At 53.3% G+C, this 18,457-nt stretch carries 28 protein-coding genes; 22 read left to right on the top strand and 6 right to left on the bottom strand.

The window, feature by feature from the left end; translation table 11 throughout:
- Window positions 1–5 precede the first annotated feature (5 nt).
- From gpFI to FO014_RS01070, 11 genes are read left to right on the top strand one after another with little or no spacing between them, the layout of a single operon-like run.
- Window positions 6–428 (top strand): DNA-packaging protein FI, encoded by a 423-nt coding sequence (gene gpFI, locus FO014_RS01120; protein ID WP_160027171.1) that lies wholly within the window; start codon window positions 6–8, stop codon window positions 426–428.
- Window positions 425–802, top strand: a complete 378-nt coding sequence (locus FO014_RS01115) for a head-tail joining protein (RefSeq protein ID WP_160027169.1) — start codon at window positions 425–427, stop codon at window positions 800–802. The genes gpFI and FO014_RS01115 overlap by 4 nt, the downstream gene beginning before the upstream one ends.
- Window positions 803–822: 20 nt before the next feature.
- Window positions 823–1,482 (top strand): hypothetical protein, encoded by a 660-nt coding sequence (locus FO014_RS01110; RefSeq protein WP_160027167.1) that lies wholly within the window; start codon window positions 823–825, stop codon window positions 1,480–1,482.
- On the top strand, window positions 1,479–2,030 hold the full coding sequence (locus tag FO014_RS01105) for a hypothetical protein (protein ID WP_160027165.1): 552 nt from the start codon (window positions 1,479–1,481) through the stop codon (window positions 2,028–2,030). The genes FO014_RS01110 and FO014_RS01105 overlap by 4 nt, the downstream gene beginning before the upstream one ends.
- Window positions 2,031–2,537 (top strand): phage major tail tube protein, encoded by a 507-nt coding sequence (locus FO014_RS01100; RefSeq protein WP_160027163.1) that lies wholly within the window; start codon window positions 2,031–2,033, stop codon window positions 2,535–2,537. It abuts the gene before it with no gap.
- Window positions 2,534–3,157: a phage tail protein gene (locus tag FO014_RS01095; RefSeq protein WP_160027161.1), complete on the top strand. Its 624-nt coding sequence runs from the start codon at window positions 2,534–2,536 to the stop codon at window positions 3,155–3,157. The genes FO014_RS01100 and FO014_RS01095 overlap by 4 nt, the downstream gene beginning before the upstream one ends.
- Entirely contained in the window at window positions 3,150–3,725 is a 576-nt protein-coding gene (locus FO014_RS01090; protein ID WP_160027159.1) for a phage baseplate assembly protein V, read from the top strand. The genes FO014_RS01095 and FO014_RS01090 overlap by 8 nt, the downstream gene beginning before the upstream one ends.
- A gap of 24 nt (window positions 3,726–3,749) precedes the next feature.
- Window positions 3,750–4,085, top strand: a complete 336-nt coding sequence (locus tag FO014_RS01085) for a GPW/gp25 family protein (protein ID WP_160027157.1) — start codon at window positions 3,750–3,752, stop codon at window positions 4,083–4,085.
- Window positions 4,082–5,014: a baseplate assembly protein gene (locus FO014_RS01080; protein ID WP_160027155.1), complete on the top strand. Its 933-nt coding sequence runs from the start codon at window positions 4,082–4,084 to the stop codon at window positions 5,012–5,014. Before FO014_RS01085 ends, FO014_RS01080 begins: the two co-directional genes overlap by 4 nt.
- The gene (locus FO014_RS01075; RefSeq protein ID WP_160027153.1) at window positions 5,011–5,556 is read left to right on the top strand and encodes a phage tail protein I; all 546 of its coding nucleotides are present in this window, start codon (window positions 5,011–5,013) and stop codon (window positions 5,554–5,556) included. The genes FO014_RS01080 and FO014_RS01075 overlap by 4 nt, the downstream gene beginning before the upstream one ends.
- On the top strand, window positions 5,549–7,228 hold the full coding sequence (locus tag FO014_RS01070) for a phage tail protein (protein ID WP_160027151.1): 1,680 nt from the start codon (window positions 5,549–5,551) through the stop codon (window positions 7,226–7,228). The genes FO014_RS01075 and FO014_RS01070 overlap by 8 nt, the downstream gene beginning before the upstream one ends.
- 159 nt (window positions 7,229–7,387) lie before the next feature.
- On the opposite strand, the gene FO014_RS01065 is transcribed toward FO014_RS01070, so the two are convergent.
- Entirely contained in the window at window positions 7,388–7,705 is a 318-nt protein-coding gene (locus FO014_RS01065) for an Ig-like domain-containing protein (RefSeq protein WP_160027149.1), read from the bottom strand.
- Window positions 7,706–8,142: 437 nt separating this feature from the next.
- Between FO014_RS01065 and FO014_RS01060 the strand changes: the two genes are divergently transcribed.
- The 6 genes from FO014_RS01060 to FO014_RS01040 all read left to right on the top strand — a co-directional run bounded on the left by FO014_RS01060 (window position 8,143) and on the right by FO014_RS01040 (window position 11,655).
- Window positions 8,143–8,988: a peptidoglycan-binding protein gene (locus FO014_RS01060; protein WP_160027147.1), complete on the top strand. Its 846-nt coding sequence runs from the start codon at window positions 8,143–8,145 to the stop codon at window positions 8,986–8,988.
- Window positions 8,989–9,126: 138 nt separating this feature from the next.
- Window positions 9,127–9,249 (top strand): hypothetical protein, encoded by a 123-nt coding sequence (locus tag FO014_RS24150; protein ID WP_281354963.1) that lies wholly within the window; start codon window positions 9,127–9,129, stop codon window positions 9,247–9,249.
- 2 nt (window positions 9,250–9,251) lie between these two features.
- Window positions 9,252–9,422 carry a hypothetical protein gene (locus tag FO014_RS01055; protein WP_160027145.1) on the top strand — a complete coding sequence of 57 codons (171 nt, stop codon included), beginning with the start codon at window positions 9,252–9,254 and terminating at the stop codon, window positions 9,420–9,422.
- Window positions 9,419–9,583, top strand: coding sequence for a hypothetical protein (locus FO014_RS01050; protein WP_160027143.1), 165 nt, complete (start codon window positions 9,419–9,421; stop codon window positions 9,581–9,583). The genes FO014_RS01055 and FO014_RS01050 overlap by 4 nt, the downstream gene beginning before the upstream one ends.
- A 60-nt stretch (window positions 9,584–9,643) precedes the next feature.
- Window positions 9,644–11,131 (top strand): phage tail sheath C-terminal domain-containing protein, encoded by a 1,488-nt coding sequence (locus tag FO014_RS01045; RefSeq protein WP_160027141.1) that lies wholly within the window; start codon window positions 9,644–9,646, stop codon window positions 11,129–11,131.
- Between the two features lie 11 nt (window positions 11,132–11,142).
- Window positions 11,143–11,655, top strand: a complete 513-nt coding sequence (locus FO014_RS01040; RefSeq protein WP_160027139.1) for a phage major tail tube protein — start codon at window positions 11,143–11,145, stop codon at window positions 11,653–11,655.
- A 216-nt stretch (window positions 11,656–11,871) separates the two neighbouring features.
- Here the strand turns inward: FO014_RS01040 and FO014_RS01035 are convergent, their stop codons facing one another.
- Together FO014_RS01035 and FO014_RS24220 are read right to left on the bottom strand one after the other, a co-directional pair.
- On the bottom strand, window positions 11,872–12,111 hold the full coding sequence (locus FO014_RS01035; protein ID WP_160027137.1) for a hypothetical protein: 240 nt from the start codon (window positions 12,109–12,111) through the stop codon (window positions 11,872–11,874).
- Window positions 12,112–13,052: 941 nt separating this feature from the next.
- On the bottom strand, window positions 13,053–13,664 hold the full coding sequence (locus FO014_RS24220; RefSeq protein WP_160027135.1) for a Rha family transcriptional regulator: 612 nt from the start codon (window positions 13,662–13,664) through the stop codon (window positions 13,053–13,055).
- A 789-nt stretch (window positions 13,665–14,453) separates the two neighbouring features.
- Between FO014_RS24220 and FO014_RS01025 the strand changes: the two genes are divergently transcribed.
- The gene (locus FO014_RS01025) at window positions 14,454–14,741 is read left to right on the top strand and encodes a phage tail assembly protein (protein WP_160027133.1); all 288 of its coding nucleotides are present in this window, start codon (window positions 14,454–14,456) and stop codon (window positions 14,739–14,741) included.
- Between the two features lie 117 nt (window positions 14,742–14,858).
- Complete coding sequence (locus FO014_RS01020) at window positions 14,859–16,673, top strand: hypothetical protein (protein WP_160027131.1); 1,815 nt, start codon at window positions 14,859–14,861, stop codon at window positions 16,671–16,673.
- Between the two features lie 7 nt (window positions 16,674–16,680).
- Here FO014_RS01020 and FO014_RS01015 read toward each other — a convergent pair whose 3' ends face one another.
- Entirely contained in the window at window positions 16,681–16,920 is a 240-nt protein-coding gene (locus FO014_RS01015) for a superinfection immunity protein (protein WP_160027129.1), read from the bottom strand.
- Window positions 16,921–17,018: 98 nt separating this feature from the next.
- Here FO014_RS01015 and FO014_RS01010 point away from each other — a divergent pair, with 98 nt between their 5' ends.
- Together FO014_RS01010 and FO014_RS01005 are read left to right on the top strand one after the other, a co-directional pair.
- Window positions 17,019–17,225: a tail protein X gene (locus FO014_RS01010; RefSeq protein ID WP_160027127.1), complete on the top strand. Its 207-nt coding sequence runs from the start codon at window positions 17,019–17,021 to the stop codon at window positions 17,223–17,225.
- A gap of 3 nt (window positions 17,226–17,228) precedes the next feature.
- Complete coding sequence (locus FO014_RS01005; protein WP_160027125.1) at window positions 17,229–17,441, top strand: hypothetical protein; 213 nt, start codon at window positions 17,229–17,231, stop codon at window positions 17,439–17,441.
- Here FO014_RS01005 and FO014_RS01000 read toward each other — a convergent pair.
- On the bottom strand, window positions 17,422–17,820 hold the full coding sequence (locus FO014_RS01000) for an OB-fold protein (RefSeq protein ID WP_160027123.1): 399 nt from the start codon (window positions 17,818–17,820) through the stop codon (window positions 17,422–17,424). The genes FO014_RS01005 and FO014_RS01000 overlap by 20 nt on opposite strands.
- A 29-nt stretch (window positions 17,821–17,849) precedes the next feature.
- Window positions 17,850–18,149, bottom strand: coding sequence for a hypothetical protein (locus tag FO014_RS00995; protein ID WP_160027121.1), 300 nt, complete (start codon window positions 18,147–18,149; stop codon window positions 17,850–17,852).
- A 99-nt stretch (window positions 18,150–18,248) separates the two neighbouring features.
- On the opposite strand from FO014_RS00995, the gene FO014_RS00990 reads away from it, so the two are divergent.
- Window positions 18,249–18,455, top strand: coding sequence for a tail protein X (locus tag FO014_RS00990; protein ID WP_160027119.1), 207 nt, complete (start codon window positions 18,249–18,251; stop codon window positions 18,453–18,455).
- Window positions 18,456–18,457 lie beyond the last annotated feature (2 nt).

The following is an 18,457-nucleotide window of genomic DNA, read 5'->3' as shown; positions in this document are numbered from 1 at the left end:
AGGTGATGATGAACAAACCAGAACTGATCGCGGAACTCAATGCGTTGAGTGGCCAGTTGGGCCGCCAGCTCAGTATTGAGGGCAGTAAACCCGAACTTGAGGCTCGCCTGAGTGAGGCAAGGCTGGAGCTCAGCATGCTGGATGATGACGATGGCGAAGGGGACATTGCCGCCGTCGGCGAGCCGATTACCGCGGCCACAATACCTGCTGAATTGCAGCCGGAAATACGAGAAAAAGGCGGGGCGCCGCTTCGCCACATTCTTCTGAAAGCGACCGTAGACATCTGGCACTACAAGGAAGGCGTAAACAAGCGTCGTCCGGAGGTGGTGAAACGTGTTTGTGAAGTGGTGCCGGCCGGCCAGGTGATTGTGGTGGATGCCGATGAGGCCGAGGCACTCATTGATGAAAATTACGCGGATGCGGTATGAACTACGATGACGATTTGCGTCACGGCGACCGGCAGATGATAGCGACGTTTGGCCGGCCGGTCAGACTGCCCAAGGGCGGGAGCGTTCTTGCCGTGTTTGACGAGCCGTATACCCGTACGGATCTGCCCGATGGCGGCTTTGTGCAGGGCAAGGTGATAACCCTGACGCTCATGGCCACTGACGCCGACGGCCTGTCTTCGCGTGATGTCGTGAGCGTGCCGCGAGGCAAGGCGCTGACGCCGGACGGCGCTATCACGTGGGACGGCTGGACGGATTTTTCTGTCAGGGAGGTTCAGCCGGATGGGGCCGGATTGCTGGTGGTTTATCTCGATCCGGTCACCGACAGCGATAATAGCGCGTACAGCGTTTACTGAATGGGCCTGAGGGAGGTGTCATGGTCAACGCCCAGGTTTTTGATATCGATGTTTCGGCCATGGAAAGCCTCAAACAGGCCCTGAATGCCACCCAGGCCCAGTACGTCGGCGCTTATAACCGCGCACTGACCCGGACAGTCAGCAAGCTGTATCGCGATTCTGTCATGCTGATGATGACGCAGGCCGGAGTCAGGAAAAAATCCATCGCCCGGCGGCGCGTCAGGCCGTTTAAAAAACAGCGCAATGCCGGCCGGGAGGGGCGCAGTCTTTCGGGCCTGCAGATCCGGGGAGCAAAAATCTGGTACGGGCTGAACCCGTTCCGACTCCATGAACTGAAGGGCAAACTCAGCGGCATGGGCGACAGTCGGCGGAAAAACAAGGGGGCGGCCCAAAAAACCGGGAAAGTCACCTTTCTCCCCGCCGGGAAAGGGCTGTCCCCCACGACGTTCGACAGGGCTTTTATCGGGAAACGTTACGGCTATCGCAGCGTCTGGATCCGCGGTGACGACGGACGCATCAGGGAAGCCCGCATCCCGGTGGCGGAAGGAATGGAAGATGCCATCGACGACCATATTTTTAACAATATCGGGCCGGTCTTCTGGCGTTACTTCGAACAGGATCTCAATGCGCGCGTGGCGGGCAATGTTCATTTTGATCTGAAAACCGGGAGGCGCAGATGAACGGATTACTGAATTTTGAAGACTACATATCGGCCGTAGAGGCCGCGCTCCGGAGTCTGGATATCTTTAAAACGGTCGGGATCTACAGCGAGATGGGCGATGGCTATGAGACCCCGGCGGTGTTTTTTGATATAGAGCGCTGGGAGGAAAGCGAGGCCTGCCTGGGAGGAAAGCTCACGGTGAACCTGACCTGCAATTTTTATATTGTCCGGGAACTGGCCGCAGAGGGCTACAACCGAAAAATCAGAAATGCGGCACTGCTGTTTACCGGCTGGATCCATCAGCGGCAGTTCGGCCCGGGAACGGGGCCGGCGCAGTTCGTCTCGGCGGAAAGCGGCAATATCTATCTGGATGAAAAGGCGCTGGCTTCGCATCACGCCTGGTGTGTGACGATTGAGCAGTGCGTGGCCGTCGGCATGGATCTGTTCGATGATACCGGTGCACCAACGCTGAAAGAAGTATGGATGGGTATCTCCCCTGACGTGGGGGGCGCCCATAAGGATGATTACACCCTGCTGGCCCGGCGCGGGCCTGACGAGGAGGCATAAATGTCGATTTATCGCGGCTGCAGTCTCTTTATGAACGGTATTGCGCTGTCCGATACGGTGACCTATACCCCGCCTGAAATCGCGGTCGAGCGGACGTGGTTTAAAACGGGCGCCATGAATGCCCCGGTAGGGATAGACCGCGGCACCAAACCGATGACGGCCACCTACAAGTTTGTCGGGCACGGTTACTCGTCCTTTTTATTTTTTGGCTTTATTCCTGGTATCAAAGCCAGGCTGACCGTCCGCCGGGCGTACCAGGGGGACGGGGGCATTGATTACCTTGAGGATGAGGTCGAAGGGTACATCGACACCATCCGCCCGGATGACTCGGGCACGGATAACAAGGCCGATACGGGGCACACCATGACGGTCACGGTGAACTACTACCGGGTGGCGGCGGACGGTATCATGCCGCTGCTTGAGATAAACCCGCTCCTCGGACTGCGAAAAATCATGGGCATTAACGTGCTGAACATCCCTGATGACGTGACGAGCCTTATATTATGAACACGAATGTGCTGTCCGTGCTCAGGGCAAATGCCCGCGAGCAGGTCGAAAACTATCTGGATCAGCTGCCGCCGCTGATGATGTGGGGCGACTTTATTTTCCAGCTCAGCACCCTGGCCTACAGCAAGCTGAGCCTGAGCGATTCGTGGACCTGGGCGGCCCAGGGGCGTATCGGCAAGCCCGATCTGCTGCAATACACCGGTAAAAAGAGGCCGACGCTCAAATTCGACTGCGAGCTCTACGCGACACTGATCAACCCCTCATTGCTGACGATGGCGCTGACAAAATACGGACTGATTAACGACGTTTCCGATGATCCGGTCGAGCAGTTGCGCCTGCAGGCGAGCACGAAAACCCCGCTGATGCTGGTGGCGGGCACGGGCAAGGTGATGGGGTTTTGGGTCATGACGGAGCTCAGCCAGGTGATGGATGAGTTTCGCCCGAACAGCCAGGCGAAGCACCAGACCATCACCCTGAGCCTGCAGTATTACGGTGAAAGGCTGGCGGACGGGCAGACCGTGCCGGAAACCCTGTCACTGGGATTCCGGGACAAGGACACCAGACTCCGCGAGGCTTTGAAGACGATGAAAAAGGTGATCGGCGGGGTGTTCGATGGCTGATTATGCACTGGCAGATTTATCACGGCGCGTGGCGCGCATGATCCGGTTCGGCAATGTGGTGGCGGTGCAGATCAGCCCGCCGCGTTGCCGGGTGACATTCGGCAGCGACCCGGTCTCCGGTCAGCTTCATCAAAGCGGCTGGCTGCGGCTGGCCGGCCTGGCCGATGACGGGGTCAGCGTCTGGGCGCTGCCGGCGGTGGGGGCCTCGGTGCTGGTGCTGAGCCCCGGCGGTGAAACGCGTGCCGGTCTGGTGTTTCCGGCCGGATTTACCGACGATCGGGCGCCGCCGTCGGACAACTCCGGCGATTATCTTGTCCGTTTCGGCAACGGCGCCGCGGTCGGGTACAGCACGGGGGCCAATACCCTGAACGTCAGCCTGCCCGAGGGCGGCAGGCTGGTGCTGACCGGCGATCTGGAAGTGACCGGCGAGGTGAGTGATAAAAACGGCACCCTGCAGCAGATGCGCGACACCCACAATGGGCATACCCACAATGAAAACGGCGACGGTGGCGGTGTCACCGATCCGCCGAACCAGACCATGCAGTCAGAGGAGAAGCCCGGCCAGTGAGCCGGGCTTTTTAATGGTGATGTTATGCAGGGAATGAGCCGGTTGACCGGCAAGCCACTGTCCGGTCTCGACCATATCCGCCAGTCCGTCCAGGACATTCTGAGCACGCCCGTCGGCACCCGCGTGATGCGGCCCGGCTACGGCAGCAACCTGATTGACCTGGTTGACCATCCTGCCGATCGCACCACCACCATGCGGGTCGTGATGGCTGCCGCCGGCGCGCTGGCCCGCTGGGAGCCGCGCATTGTGATTAACAGCATTGACGTGCTGCAGGTCGGCAATGGGGTCATCCGGCTCAGCATTCATGCCACGGACGTTGAAACGCAGCGCGCCGTTCTGCTGGAGAATATCGAACTATGAGTGACGTTATCGATCTGAGTCAATTACCGCCGCCTTCCGTCATCGAGATGCCGGCCTTCGAGGATCTGCTGGCACAGCGGCTGGCCGAGCTGCAGGCCCTTGACCCGGTATTTACTGCGCTGCTGGACAGTGACCCGGCGGTCAAACTGCTGCAAATCAGCTGCTATCGCGAGATGGTCAATGTTGCCCGCACGAACGCCGGGGTGCTGGCTACGTTGCTGGCCTATGCCAGGGGCGCAGACCTCGACCAGCTGGGCGCCAATTTTGGCATTTACCGGCTGGTGATCACCCCGGCGGACGATACCCCTGTCCCACCGACCGATGCGGTGATGGAAGGGGACGACGCGTTTCGCCTGCGTATCCGGCTCAGCTGGTACGCACGCAATACGGCAGGCTCGATACAGGCCTATGAGTATTTTGCGCTGTCTGCCGACGGCGCGGTGCGGGATGCCAAAGCCTACGGGCCACAGGAAGATAAGGCGATTTCTCCCGGCCACGTCGAGGTGTATGTGCTGAGTAATGACGGTGGCGGGGTACCCGGCCAGGCGCTGCTTGATACCGTTGGTGCTGCGCTCAACGCCGATTTTATCCGTCCGCTGACGGATTATGTCGTGGTGAAGGCGGCCACCCTCATAGAGTATGCCGTGACGGCGACCCTGATAACCGGCAGCGGACCGGATGCACAGACGGTGATGGCGGCGGCGAAGCAGGCCATGCAGCGTTATGCCGACAGCGTTCACCGGATTGGCGTGCCGCTGTCGATTGCCGGGGTCTATAAGGCCCTGAAGCAGCCGGGTGTTGAGGACGTGACGCTGACGGAACCGCTGGAGACCCTCGATGCCGGCACCGGCGAGGCAACGTACTGTACTGCCATTACCCTGACCGCATCCACCGCGTCGACCCAGGGCATACGCCCGGAGGGGTTATGACATTTCGCACGCTGCTCCCGCCCAATGCCACGCAGCCGGAGCAGGCGCTGGAAATCGTCATGAGCCACGTCGGCGATGTCCTTTTTGATATTCGCGACGTCAAAAATCCCGACAAATGTCCCGCCGATCTATTGCCCTGGCTGGCGTGGGAGTTTGGTGTGACCTGGTGGGACGACGAATGGACGGAGCAGCAAAAACGGGATGTGATTAAAAGTGCCGCCTCGGTCAATAAAAAACGCGGGACCCCGGGCGCGGTCAGGCAGGCGCTGGCGTCTGTCGATCGCCTGATTGATGTCATCGAGTGGTTCGGGGACACCCCGCAGGGCGAGCCGTACACCTTTCGGGTGGTGGTTCACGGCAACAGCGTCAGTACCGACGAGCTGCAGAAGATATTCAGCCACATCAGCGATGCCAAGAATGCCCGGAGTTTTCTGGGCGATATCCGGGTTACCCCGGAAAAGGTGTATGGCAACTGTTATATCGGCGGGAGCATATTCACCCGCCAGTCTGTCACGATAAAGGCGAAGAGACGCGATGAGTGATTATTATGTCCTGGTGACCGATGCCGGCGCCGAGCTGGAGGCAGCGGCGCATGCCGCAGGCGAATCGGTTGAACTGTCCGAATTTGGTGTGTGTGACGGCGGCGTCGATTTTACGCCGGATCCGGCGCTGACCGCTTTTGTGAATGAAGTGTACCGCGGCGCCATCAGCGCGCTGGAGGTCAGCGCTGACGACCCGTCGGAGATTGTTGCCCAGTGCATCATCCCGGCGGACAGTGGCGGCTACACCCTCCGCGGCGTGGCCATTTATGCGTCAGACGGGACGCTCTATGCGGTGGGGAATTATGCCGCCCAGGATAAACCCGCGCCGGACAGCGGTTTTGCGGTGTCGCTGGAGATCCTGGTCGTGCTGGCGCTTTCTGCCACCACGGATGTCACGCTGGTGGTGACGGATACGGCCTATCTGACCGAAAAACAGGCCGACACGCTCTACCTGCGGCAGGATAAGAATCTGGATGAAATTGCGAAGACGGGTGATACCGCACAGCAGGCGGCGCGTGACAACCTTGGACTGGGGTCGGCCGCCACGGCAAGCACCGGGGATTTCATCTCCATTACCGGGGGCAATGCGACAGGGGCGCTGACGGCGACGTGGCTCGCCGTACGCAATGCCACGACGGGCAAGACGCTGTCGCTGGATGTTCAGGACTCTGCCGGTAATGATGTGTCGATGTCCGTATTTTCAGATGGCACGCATCAAAAACTCGATTATGCCGACACGCAGGGATGGCTGATATCGCTCTGGCGAAACATTGCCGACGGCAGCGTCTCCCTGCAGGTCAACGGCACGATGAATGCCGACGTGATCAATGAGGCCGGTCAGCGGGTGTATAGCCCGAATAATCCCCAGCCCATCGATTTGTCGCCTTATGCTACCAGTGACTGGGTGGCTGGTAATTTTGTTACAGGGACCCAGCTCGGAACGCAAGGGTCATTAACCATGGATGGGGGGCTGGTTGAAGCACCATGGGGGTGTGTTCTCACCGGTGGTAACGGGAACGAGGGGCATCAGGTCGGTTTTGCGCTTTATCGCCCCCTGCAGTACATCATCAACGGGGCACCGTACACGGCGCCGTATGCATCAACACTACAGATGCAAACTTTGCCTGTCGCCAGCGTGAATATCTTTGCTGATTTGCCGCATAGGGATCTCACAGAGTTAGCCAACTGCCAGCCCTACTATAATACAGATGCGGGGAACGTTGATGGTAAGCCTATCATCTGTCTGCGGGATGAAAACGGTGTGGATTGGTATCAGGCCCGCTTCCTGCTGACTGGTGCCGTGTTTATTGCGTACGAACCTGACACCGGCATCATCCGTCTGATTGACTCGACTCCAGTCAATATGTGGCCATGGAAATTGTCAGTGCGCGGGCTGGATTCACTCCCGGATGATTGTTCCATAGACGGTACCTGGGTTTGGTCTGACGGCACAGTCAGCCGAGATGCGACGCTGCTCGCTAACCGGGCCAGAAGCATTCTGGTCCGTGAAATCCGTATTATCACCAGTGAAATTCTAATGTACGAGCACAGTACACCTCGCCCTGGCGATGCGGAGAAGGCCCATGATCTCAGGGAGTATCTCGATATTCTACGTGACGATCTGGATGAGGAATATCCGGTCTGGCCTTTGTCCGTGCATTCCGCACATTAAGGAGAGCTTATGCTGAAATATCATCAATGCCGTAAACGCCATTCAAGTTTTTCCAGAACAGTATTTTTTCATTATTGTCAGTGACGGTGGCTGTCACGGTATTACCCTGAACTGCCAGCCACCGGTATCATTTTAAGAAAAATTATTGAGGTAATTAGGTTATTTTCCCCTGCTTTCAACAAAAATAATTGGCCCTACAGCCCAGATGTAGCCAGGGTTAACAGAGGCTGTCACTGTGTAACCGCCTGCCGTGGTGCTGGTCAATGATGTAAGGGCTTGCCCTAGTACGTTGGTTGACACTTGGCTTGTAATATTGGCTCCTGGGCCGACTTCAAAAGTTACAACCTGGCCGGGTAAAGGGGTGTCATTGTCATCGCAGACTAGAGCAAGAATGGTGTTTTTTTCTATGCCGTCGGCCAGTGCGTAATTATTTGTGATCTCCAGTGACTTGATGATTGCGTTAGGGTTATTTGACATAAAAGTATTCCTTGATGGTTTTCTATAACATTGACGAGTTAGTTGAGTTGGCAACCGTTGAGTTCGATGTTTCAAGTTTAATTATAGCGTGGGTTTTATTTCTTCATTGATGTTTTCTTTTGTTGTTTTTTGTCGAAAGATAAAAGTAAGTGAGATGCCTTTTTAATGTTTTTATAATGTATTGCTTAAGTGTTTTTATTGTATGTGGCTGGTGGCTTGCTTGTCATTGTGAGTGATTTTTATCATGTGGTTGGTTTGTGATTTATAATGACATTTGGCAGGCGTGATTTATGTTTTTTCATGGTTAGGTGTTAATATTTGGGGGCGTTTTGTGTGATGGCTATAATGATTTTGTATTTCACTTTGTGTTTGAAAATTATATCTTTAGGGGATTGAAGGTTTTTTTACAAATAAACCAACTTTGTGAGAACTTGCCGATGTGTAACTGTGATCAATATCAAAGCCGGGAAGGTGTTTTTTCCGAAATAGCGCTCCGTATGCGTATGAGTGCCGTGTGGTTCAGTGGCAAAATCAATCATGCACAGACCGACTGTCTGGCTGGATTCACTGCAGCGTACGCGGTTTACAACACGGTACTCGGCCGCCACATCCCGGTGAGCTGGCTGGCGTATGTGCTGGCCACCACGTACCACGAGACCGCCTTCACGATGCAGCCCATCGAAGAGTACGGCAAGGGCGCGGGACATCCTTATGGCGATCCGGACCCGGAGACAGGGAAGACCTATTACGGTCGGGGCTATGTACAACTGACCTGGCGGGATAATTACGAAAAGGCTCAGGATGTGGTGGTCAACCTCAACACGCTGGCATATGACGTTCCGCTGGTGGGGCAGCCTGACCTTGCGCTGACGCCGTGGGTGGCGGCGCAGGTGGCGATTAACGGTATGGCCAACGGCTGGTTTACCGGCAAGAAGCTCGCCGACTACCTGACCGATACCCAGACCGATTACGTCAACGCCCGGCACATCATCAACGGTACCGACAAGGCACAGACCATCGCGGCGTATGCCGAAGAAGCGGAAGCGGCGTTGCGGCTTGCTCGCGGGGAAGGCATCGCCCGTAGCCTGGTTCAGATGGGCAGCCAGGGAGGCGACGTGCGGGAACTGCAGCTGATGCTGGGCTGCGACGCCGACGGCGTGGCCGGCAATGCGACAATCGGTGCGCTGACCGACTTTCAGCGGCGTCACGGCCTCGATGCTGACGGCATGTGCGGGGCGCAGACGTGGGCGGTACTCGACCGGGAGATTTACGGTATCAGCTGATAATCCACCAGGGATACAAAAAGACAAAACCCCGACTGTTGACGCAGTGCGGGGTTTTTATTTGGAGCAAAGGAATATTAATTCTGCATGAGAAATTATAAACGAATACTCATGAGGTTGACTATGAAAAATGGCCTGATGTTAGATGCGCCTGTCACAAAAGAGATGTCCAGCGCGATTGGCTGGGTGCTGCGCGCTGTGGCAGTGTACGTAGTGCTGTACGGTGTCGCACATCTGGTTTCCGCTATCCGCTGGTGGTGAATATGAGATATGCAATCCCTTTGATTGTTGCACTGCTCACCGGCTGCAGTGCCACCCTGGTTAGCTACCGGTCGGACAGCGGCAACGCTTGTCCACCGATGGTCAGCGTGCAGAGTCTCGGCAGCAGCGTCACGGTGACAGACAGTACGGCATGCAAGGTGGCCGGTGAATGAAAAAAGCGGCTTTTATCCTGGGGGCACTGGCGCTGAGTGCCGGCATTGCCGCCTGCTCCAACGTTCTGACGTACATCCGGCACGACGAGTCTGTCCAGTGCAGCAGCGACAAGGCCCTCAAGCGCGACAGTATCTGTAACGTTCAGCCAATTTCGAAATAACGCTCCCACCTCATCATCCCTGTCCGCCACTGTGCGGCTTTTTTATATCCGGAGACCCTTATGGAACTTCATGGCGTTCGTACCCTTGAGGACGACAGCGCACCCAAACAGATAACCACCGTCAATATGTCGGTCATTGGCCTGGTCGGCACGGCGCCCGACGCGGAGTCGGGGACGGCGGCAACGTTGTCGACGGGCAGCAGCCTGCTCGATAACCAGGTTGTTTTCACGGCCACCGCTGCCGGCACCGCCGGCAATCAGCTGCAGGTCCGCGCGGTTGCCGGCGAGGCTGACTCGTCTGCAGGCGCCGAGACAGGCGCCGATTTTGAGGACGGCGTACTGACCATCACGCTCGGCACCGATGCCGAAGGCGTCGTGGACGCGAATGCGGCCGATGTCGTGGCGGCGGTCAACGCGTTGATGTTCGATGCCGAAGATATGGGGATTGACGCCGCGTTACCCGATGGTATGGCGGGGGCCGGCGTGGTGGCACCCTTTGGTCTGATGGCACTGCAGGGCGGCGAGGATGAACCTTTCCCGCTGTATACCCCGGCACTGATTGCCGGCAGTCGTAACCAGGCCAAAAAGCTGGGGTACGGCGGTACGCTGTATGACGACATGAACGACATTCTGAACCAGATTGGTGCCCTGGTCATCGTGGTACGTGTGGATACCGATGAGGATGAAGAGGCGCAGCGCGCCAACATCCTGCAGGGTATCGCGTCGTTGCAGCTGGGGCAGTCGACCCTCAATTACCAACCGCGCATCCTGATTGCCCCGGAATGGAGCACGGACGACGGTGTCGGCAGGGCGCTGGAGAGCATGGCGGCGCGCTGCCGGGCCATCGCCTACCTTGACTCTCCCTCGATGGCCACGCCGGAAGCGGTGGTGCGCCGCGGGCAGATGTACGGCGCCCGCGTGGAGCTGCTGCGCCCGCGCATCAACGTGGTCAGCGACCTGACCGGCAAGACACGGACGCGCCCGTATTCTGCCGCGGCGGCAGGCCACCGGGTCCGCATTGACAGCACCAGGGGGTACTGGTGGTCGAAGTCCAACCAGATGGTGCTGGGCTTTACTGGCCTTGAACAGGTTGACAGCTTCATGATTGGTGACGAGACCTGTGTGGCCAACCAGCTCAATCAGGCAAATGTCAGCACCCTTGTGCAGCTGGACGGGTTTCGGCACTGGGGGAACCGCCTGTGCACCGATGATCCGCAGTGGCGCTTTGAGGCGGTGCGTCGCACGATGGACGCGATAGAAGACTCTATCCAGCTGTCGGTGACAAAAGAGTACCTTGACGCGCCGATCAGCAAATCGCTGGGCGTCTCGATGCTGGGCTCCATCAACAGCTATCTGCGCCAGCAGGTGACGGGCGGCGTGATTATCGGCGGCAGTGCCTGGCTGGATGAGGAGCTGAATACGGCCGAGTCGCTGGCGGCGGGGATTGTGTATATCAACGTCGCCGTGACGCCGAAATCCCCGGCAGAGCAGATAGTCATCAAATATGCCATCAACAAAAACACCGGGCAGGTCTCTCTGGCCGCCTGACAGGAGTACACATGAATACCGGTTTTATTTACGCAAAATCAGCCTTGTGGGTGCAGAACAACATCCGCGTGGCCAATGTTATGTCGATGACACCGCCGGCGGTGGTGGTGACGGTCGGCAATTACCGTACGACCTGGATGGATGCGCCGGCGCCGGTAGATACCGGCATGGAGGCCATGCAGGCGGATTTTAAGGTGGGGGCGGATGTTGATGTGCTGGCCATGTTTGGTTTTGCACAGGGGCGCAAGGTACGAGCGCAAATCCGTCGGGTGTACCTGAACGCAGATACAACGGAGTCGGTCTGGGTGGACGAACTGGAGGGGATTGTCGGCAGTATCACGCCTGACGAGCATGGTAACAGCGGGCAGGAGTCGGTGGGGATGGCGGTGGTGATGAACCTCAGCTACTACAAGCTGACGGTCGATAACACGGTGATGTACGAAATCGACACGCTGAACTGCAAGCGCATCATCAACGGCGTCGACGAGATGGCCGGCGTACGGGATGCACTGCTGCTGGACTAAGTCGATACCGGGTCTTGAAATTCTTTAATGTAAGGCCAAATATATGTATTAACACTCGGTCATTACGTGGTGGCGGTGGCAGAATCATGAAGCTAACCTGCACCTCAGTGCTAGGGCGTTCTGTCACCGCCATTATTAGAATAACAAGTGCCATTCAGGATGGTTAACATAAAAATTTTCGACTGCAGCAGTAAATTTTACTGTTCAAATGGCGTTCTACCATTTGATTTTCAAAAATAGATTAACCATATCGCGTAGCAATGCTTTATCATCTTCATCCAGATCGTTATCACCATCAAGATCTCCGACAATAGATACTCTATCAACCACATTATCTCGGTCCGCATCAGTTGCCATTGCGGCAGTAATAGATGTCTCTCCATCTTTCAGCTCAAGGAAAACGCGAACATCTTGACCTGGCACGTCTTCTTTTCTCAAAATAATTTCTTTGCTCATTATCTCTCCAAATGATTAGAGGTTCTGAACTCACAAGGTAATGTATAGTATTTTTTTTGAAATTTGGCAATAAAGATTAAATATTTTTGGATGTCTATTGATGGAGCGTTGTCAGAGGGGGTAATGATTATGGCGAGAGAATATGATGAGGTTCTGGAGGGTAGGGTATGTATCTATTTGGTTCTATTTTAATGCCATATATGTTTTAAATTTACTGGGTTGGCTTGTTAATCTTGATATAGCTTAACCGGTGGAGGTTTCGTTGAGTGCGTGTCAAGAAAGAAACATAATGCTTCTACTATCTGTCTAAATTATATTAATAAACCAAAGAAAAATAATTAGAGCGGAAATATGAAACCAGAAAAAAACAACAAAGCACAGAATAAAGATAAGTGGTTCGCCTGGTATAGGTGTCATATTAACGCTCCTTTTCAAAATGTTTAGCTATGGCGATAAAAAATCGACAGATAAAATAAAGAGGGATGATAAGGGAGACTATGATAAAAACTCCCAAGGTAAGCAGTGTTTCCTCAGACATTCCCCCTATGATCACTCCTCATTCAAAAAGGTTTTTGCTCAAATGCGTAGTATCTCAAGTCACCAGGTGAAGTTCAGGTGTTCCACAGTATTAATATAGTATTCCAAGGGCAGATTTTAGTTTTTTTGTGTTTAATTTTGGATTTGTGTGGGTTTGTCAGTAGAGTAAAATGATTTTTTGCAAAAAAAAAACCGCCTCACGGAGAGTAAGGCGGAAAACTCAGGAACTATAATGAACACTCACAAGCATCCCGCGCTTGTTTAATGTCAGACTGGGATTGACAAACGCGCTCACGCTTGTCAGGAACAACATTAAACTTCCTGGTGATTATTTCACCTTATTATTGGTTTAATTTTGGATTTCACACCCAAGCATGAGTTTGTGCCGGGGGATATTCTCAAAATCAGAACGGGCTATTTCTCACGTACTGTTTTTTAGCATCCATCCAGAGTTGTGCGGTTTCGGCGGTCGTCAGTTTGCTCATGACTTCCCATGTAATAACCACGAATCCTGTTCGACGCAACATCTCAACGCAATCTGACATGGAAGTGATGAGCTGATCATTGCGCAGGATTGTTATTGAGGTGGGAGCGCCATTAGCACCAACATTTGTCACGTAACTGAACTCTTTGCCGGCGGGAAAAACAGGTATCACGGGTGCTGGCGGCTGGGAACGTTTGGCCAGTTCGGCTTCCATGCGGTCGAACTCCGCAATATATGCCTCTTTGAATGCTGCAGCCTTTTTACCTGTGAATCCCATGACTAGGAAGATGAAGCCGTTTTTGGTCATTTCGAAGGCTTCGATTTCGCGTTTGTCGAAGCCAGCTTGGGTTGTGACAACGATGGCCGAAAAATTGGCTGTCGTGAAAGAAGGGGGGCAATCTAGCGCCCTGATCTTTTCCAGAACATGCTTGTGTTGTTTTCCGAAGAAGTTGGCAACCGCAATAGACGTAGTTACAGCGTGGTCGTTGTGAATGATGATTTCAGGAATAACAGCTGAGATGGGATCAATCATGGTATGTCCTCTGAGATATTTTGAGTTTGAGGTGATCGGGCGCTCAAAACCGCTCAGAGACGGCGGGCGTATTCCCATTTCTGGTATTATATTAGCCGCACGCCCGATCATAATTCAAAAAATCTGGACACAAAAAAACCGCAAATCTTTCGGGCGCGGTAGCCGCTCTGAGAAGGTGTTTTGAGCACCGGAGTAAATCGTACGATAAATATTGCTGATTTGTCAAATGTTAGGAGTGTAGACAGGTCAATCAGTAACGCTCAGAACTCAAAGAGAAAAGTTCGCCTGTAGATATATCTCTATGGTTATGGGGGGTGCCGGGAGGCTCAAAACGGCTTAGCAAAACCGCGGACTTATTCCCCTTACGGGTATTGTATTCGTCGCCCTCCCGACCTTGATCGGGGTGTGTGGCCGCACATTGTGCCATCACTAAATGACAGGCATAAAAAATCCAACACTGACGGGGTTGGTTCTATCCGTGCTAAGAGGTTTTGAGTTCTCACGCAGCGGACTATACGCCAGTGCTGGACGAAGTGTCAAGCGGGTGGAGTAACTCGGCAAGTTCTTCTAATCACAAAATTTACTAATAAGCAGAGCATCTTCTGGATGCCGCCTTTTGAAGGTGTTGCGATATAACAACACCCGTATTTTTCGCCTTGATTGCTCACCACCAGCAGAAGGTATACCGATTTCCGTTATACCTTTAGGAATGCGAGTTTTTATAGCTTTAAAAACGTAGTAATCAATAACGGCGCCCCTGTGGCGCCATTTTTATATGAGGAAAACAAGATGGATTATCCAGCCAATACCACCGTGGTTACTCTGTCCCGCCCATTCGAGATTAATGGGAAAGCGGTCACCGAAATCGCCCTGCGTGAGCCTACCGTACGCGACAAGCTGATGTACGAGAAGTCAGCGGGGGGCACGATGGAAAAGGAATCACTCATGATTGCGAGCCTGTGCGGGTTAAATCAGGCCGATTTGCTGTTGTTGCCGGCGTACGATTACGACCAGCTGGTGGGGGCGTTTAACCGTTTTTTGTTGCCGCCGGCGGACCGTCCGAAGAGCAGTTCCTGAATAACCAGCCAGGCATTACCCACTGGTGCCGCCTGACTTTCAGTGAGCAGTTGATGCTGCCGCTGAGCACCTGGCGGCATTACTTTAAACGCGCACTGGACCAGGGCAGGAAAACCAATGGCAGGTAAATCCCAAAAATACAACGCCTCGATCAACTTCGGGGCATCAGTGGATCCGTCGATGACCCGCACGTTGAACCGCATGACGACGGGCATTGATCGCATCGGTACCGAAACCGCGCAGGTAATGAAAACCCAGACGGCGTGGCAGCGTCAGATGAAGTCGGGTTCAGCCAGCACGGTCAATCAGATAAAGCACATGGAGCGTGCGACACAGGCGCTAATTAACAAGCAGGAGGTGCTGGAGAAGGAAATCCGGGACGGCGTGAAGTCTGGCCGTGCCGGTATGGCTTTTCTTGTTGAGGATTATAAGAAGGTCGGCGCCGGCATCGAGCGTGCGCGTAAGGAGCTGGAACGGCTGAACGCCCAGCAAGAACGGGAAACGAAACTGGCTCACAAGCAGCAGCAAAGCGAAGCACGCCGCGGCCGTTACAAAGATGCGTTTCTTTCTTCACCGCGCAACGCCTGGGCGAAAACGAAGGCGGCGCCGGGCAACATGATGGAGTCAGGATTGCGTATGGCTGGCGGGTTGCCGTTTGCTGCAGCGGGAGCAGCCATCATGGCACCCGTTGCTATTGCCGGCGCCAGTGCAGCATTGGGCGGTGGTGTACTGGCCCTCAACCGCAAAACTGCCGAAGAATACCGACGTGCAAAGCAATACGGCATGTCCTACAGGCATTATAAGGCCGGCAGTATTATGGCCGAGCAGGCTGGTCTGAACGGGGAGAATTACGGCGACCTGACGGAAGAGCTTAGCAACAAACTGGGCGAGGAAGGCAACGATAAAACCGTAAATCCGATGCTGGCCATGATCGGGCTGAACAAGCATCTGATGAAAGGCACCAAACAGCAGCAATTCGATAAGGTGATGCAGACTATCAGTGAAAAGGTGAAGAGTGGAAAACTGACGGCTCAACAGGGAGAGTCGCTCGCTGACCAACTGATGGGTGGGGAAGCTAACAAGCTGATGACTTACATTATCAGCACAGGCCTAACCTATAAAGAGGTGATGAAAAACGCGTCGGAACTGAACAACATAACTGAGGATGAGGCGCGCGCGGCGATGGATACCAGCCAGATGCTCAGCAATATGTGGACGTCGGCAGAAACAGCACTGGCCGGTGTCGCCGGTGATATTGGTTACGCACTACGGCCCCAATTGAAAGAGTGGGAAGGGCAGTTCGAGACGTGGGTGAAGAATAACAAGGCAATGATCACCAATACGATCGTCGACTGGGTGGACGGCGGTGGGCCCAAACGTGTCGTTGATAGCCTGGAGAATTTTGGCCGGGCGGTTTCAGCTGTTTCAAATATGATTGGCTGGTTTTTACCTGACAATTCGGACGAGGCGCGGCAGCGGCGAGTGCTTCAGGAGCTGGCACAAACAGGCTCGATGGAGTTGGCCCAGGAAACCGCCCATAACGAAGGTCTTGATGATTGGTTTAAAAAGAATGTAAAGGGAAATAAAGAGTTACAGGCCAAGCTAATAAATACCTATGTTGCATCGAGAGGCTTTTTTTATGATGACAATGAAGGGTTCGAAAATCAACTTGATTATTATCGCAACGCACTGAATGGAGTAAAAGCGGATAACCAACCAATGTCTGACGGTGAAGTTGTTCCAGTATTTTCAAGGTCCGCTAATGCCAATGTCAACAACACCCATAACAATCAATATCATTTCAATATTGTAATCGACGGCGGGGCTTCAGAGGCTGGAGCACAGGAGTTGTACGACAAATTTAAAGAGCTTACTGGTGATGCTGGAGGATCATCTGATACTTTTGACTCCGCCAATATCATGGCTCCATAATCTGGAGCTATTGCTGCCTGCGGATATCATCCTGTCCACCAAATGCAGCCCATATAACAAGAATAAGCCACAGAAGAAATATCCAACCAAATAGCAGGCTGATAATCATTATTATTGGCAGGTTTCTGTGCAGCCTGATGAAGGCGATAATAATAGGGAGCAGGTAGAGAGCTAGCGCAATGATGGGGTTGGCAAAAAGCCAGATGTATATGCCTACAAACCAACCTAAAATTTCGTACCCTGACATTTCACAATCCCTGCATAGTTTGGAACGGACTGTGCAATATACCGCTTGTCGTGATAGTGAAATAAGCAGGCATTGATTTAAATTTAAATGGTGACCTCATGCAATACACAACCAAAGACGGCGACCGCCTGGATACCCTCTGCGTCCGCCATTACGGCACGGTAAACAACACTGTCGAAGCCGTGCTCTATGACCCTCAGAATTACGATCTGGCCACGACGGAGGTGTTTGACGCCGGCGTGACATTCACGCTGCCTGTGGTTAAGCCGCAGCAGAAAAAAAACGAATACTCACTCTGGGAGTAGGTCATGGCCTATATCGATTCCGGCAATATGCCCTGGCAGCCCAACTTCTCCCTGTCTGTTGAAGGCGAGGATATTACCGACATCGTACGTGAGAACCTGGTCAACCTGACCCTGAAGGATCATGGCGCCGGCTCGAAAAAAGTGATGAAATCACCTTCAGCAATACCTTTGATAAGCCGTGGGATTGATATAGAAACTATTTTTGCATATGAGTAACTTCAGGCTTGCTATAATGGATTATTATACAATCTTGGAGTTTTACTGAGATAATGCCTCTGTTAGCGGAGTGGCATACCGCCTCGATATAGTCATCCTTTGATATGTTTAATAAATAACCGTCATCTTTACTAACCATAAGTTCAACGCCTTCGAACAGGTTTTTACCGTACAGATCAACTATTGGCTGGTCATCATAGTCTACCCATATATTACTTACGTTGCCTGTGATTTTCATGGTCTGCCCTTTATATCTTTTTTGGGCAGCAATGGAGTTGTTGTTGAAATCCTGACTTATTTGGGGAGCAGAGATGTTAATATCTGCAAATGCGAGCTGAGAACTAAATAAAATAATGAGAGATAAATACATTTTGTTCATCTGGATACTCCGTTAGGTGATAAATACGGTTATGAGATAGTTCTATTTTTAGCCAAGGGAATGGAAAGCATGGCTTCGAAAAAAAATATTATGGTAGATGCAATGCAGGAGGCGGCAGTGATTAAATAGTGATATAGCTGGTCAATGTTTTTGGTGTTAAATAATATCCATCGAGTCATTTCTTTGGGGAGCTTAAAAAGAAGGTCTAATGTGAGTTTGCGAACTTCCCAAGGGTTTTCGGTGAACCAAGCCTCAAGTGCGAAAAAAATAAAGAATCCTACAGTTGAAGAAAAGGCCAGTAAAACCCAAATTTTTATTAAAGAATGCATGTCATGCCCTCAGGTTGATGTTATCAAATTATTAATAATATACCTGGAACAAGAAACTTAGCGATGACCATAAGGTTTATAATTAAATATGAGTGATTTATGAAATATACAACCAAAGACGGTGACCGCCTGGATCCCCTCTGCGTCCGCCATTACGGCACGGTAAACAACACTGTCGAAGCCGTGCTCTATGACCCTCAGAATTACGATCTGGCCACGACGGAGGTGTTTGACGCCGGCGTGACATTCACGCTGCCTGTGGTTAAGCCGCAGCAGAAAAAAAACGAATACTCACTCTGGGAGTAGGT

The organism is Serratia rhizosphaerae (genome assembly GCF_009817885.1).
GTDB lineage: Bacteria > Pseudomonadota > Gammaproteobacteria > Enterobacterales > Enterobacteriaceae > Serratia_B > Serratia_B rhizosphaerae.
Note: the sequence above shows the minus strand (reverse complement) of the source record. Positions and strands in the feature narration are given on the sequence as shown.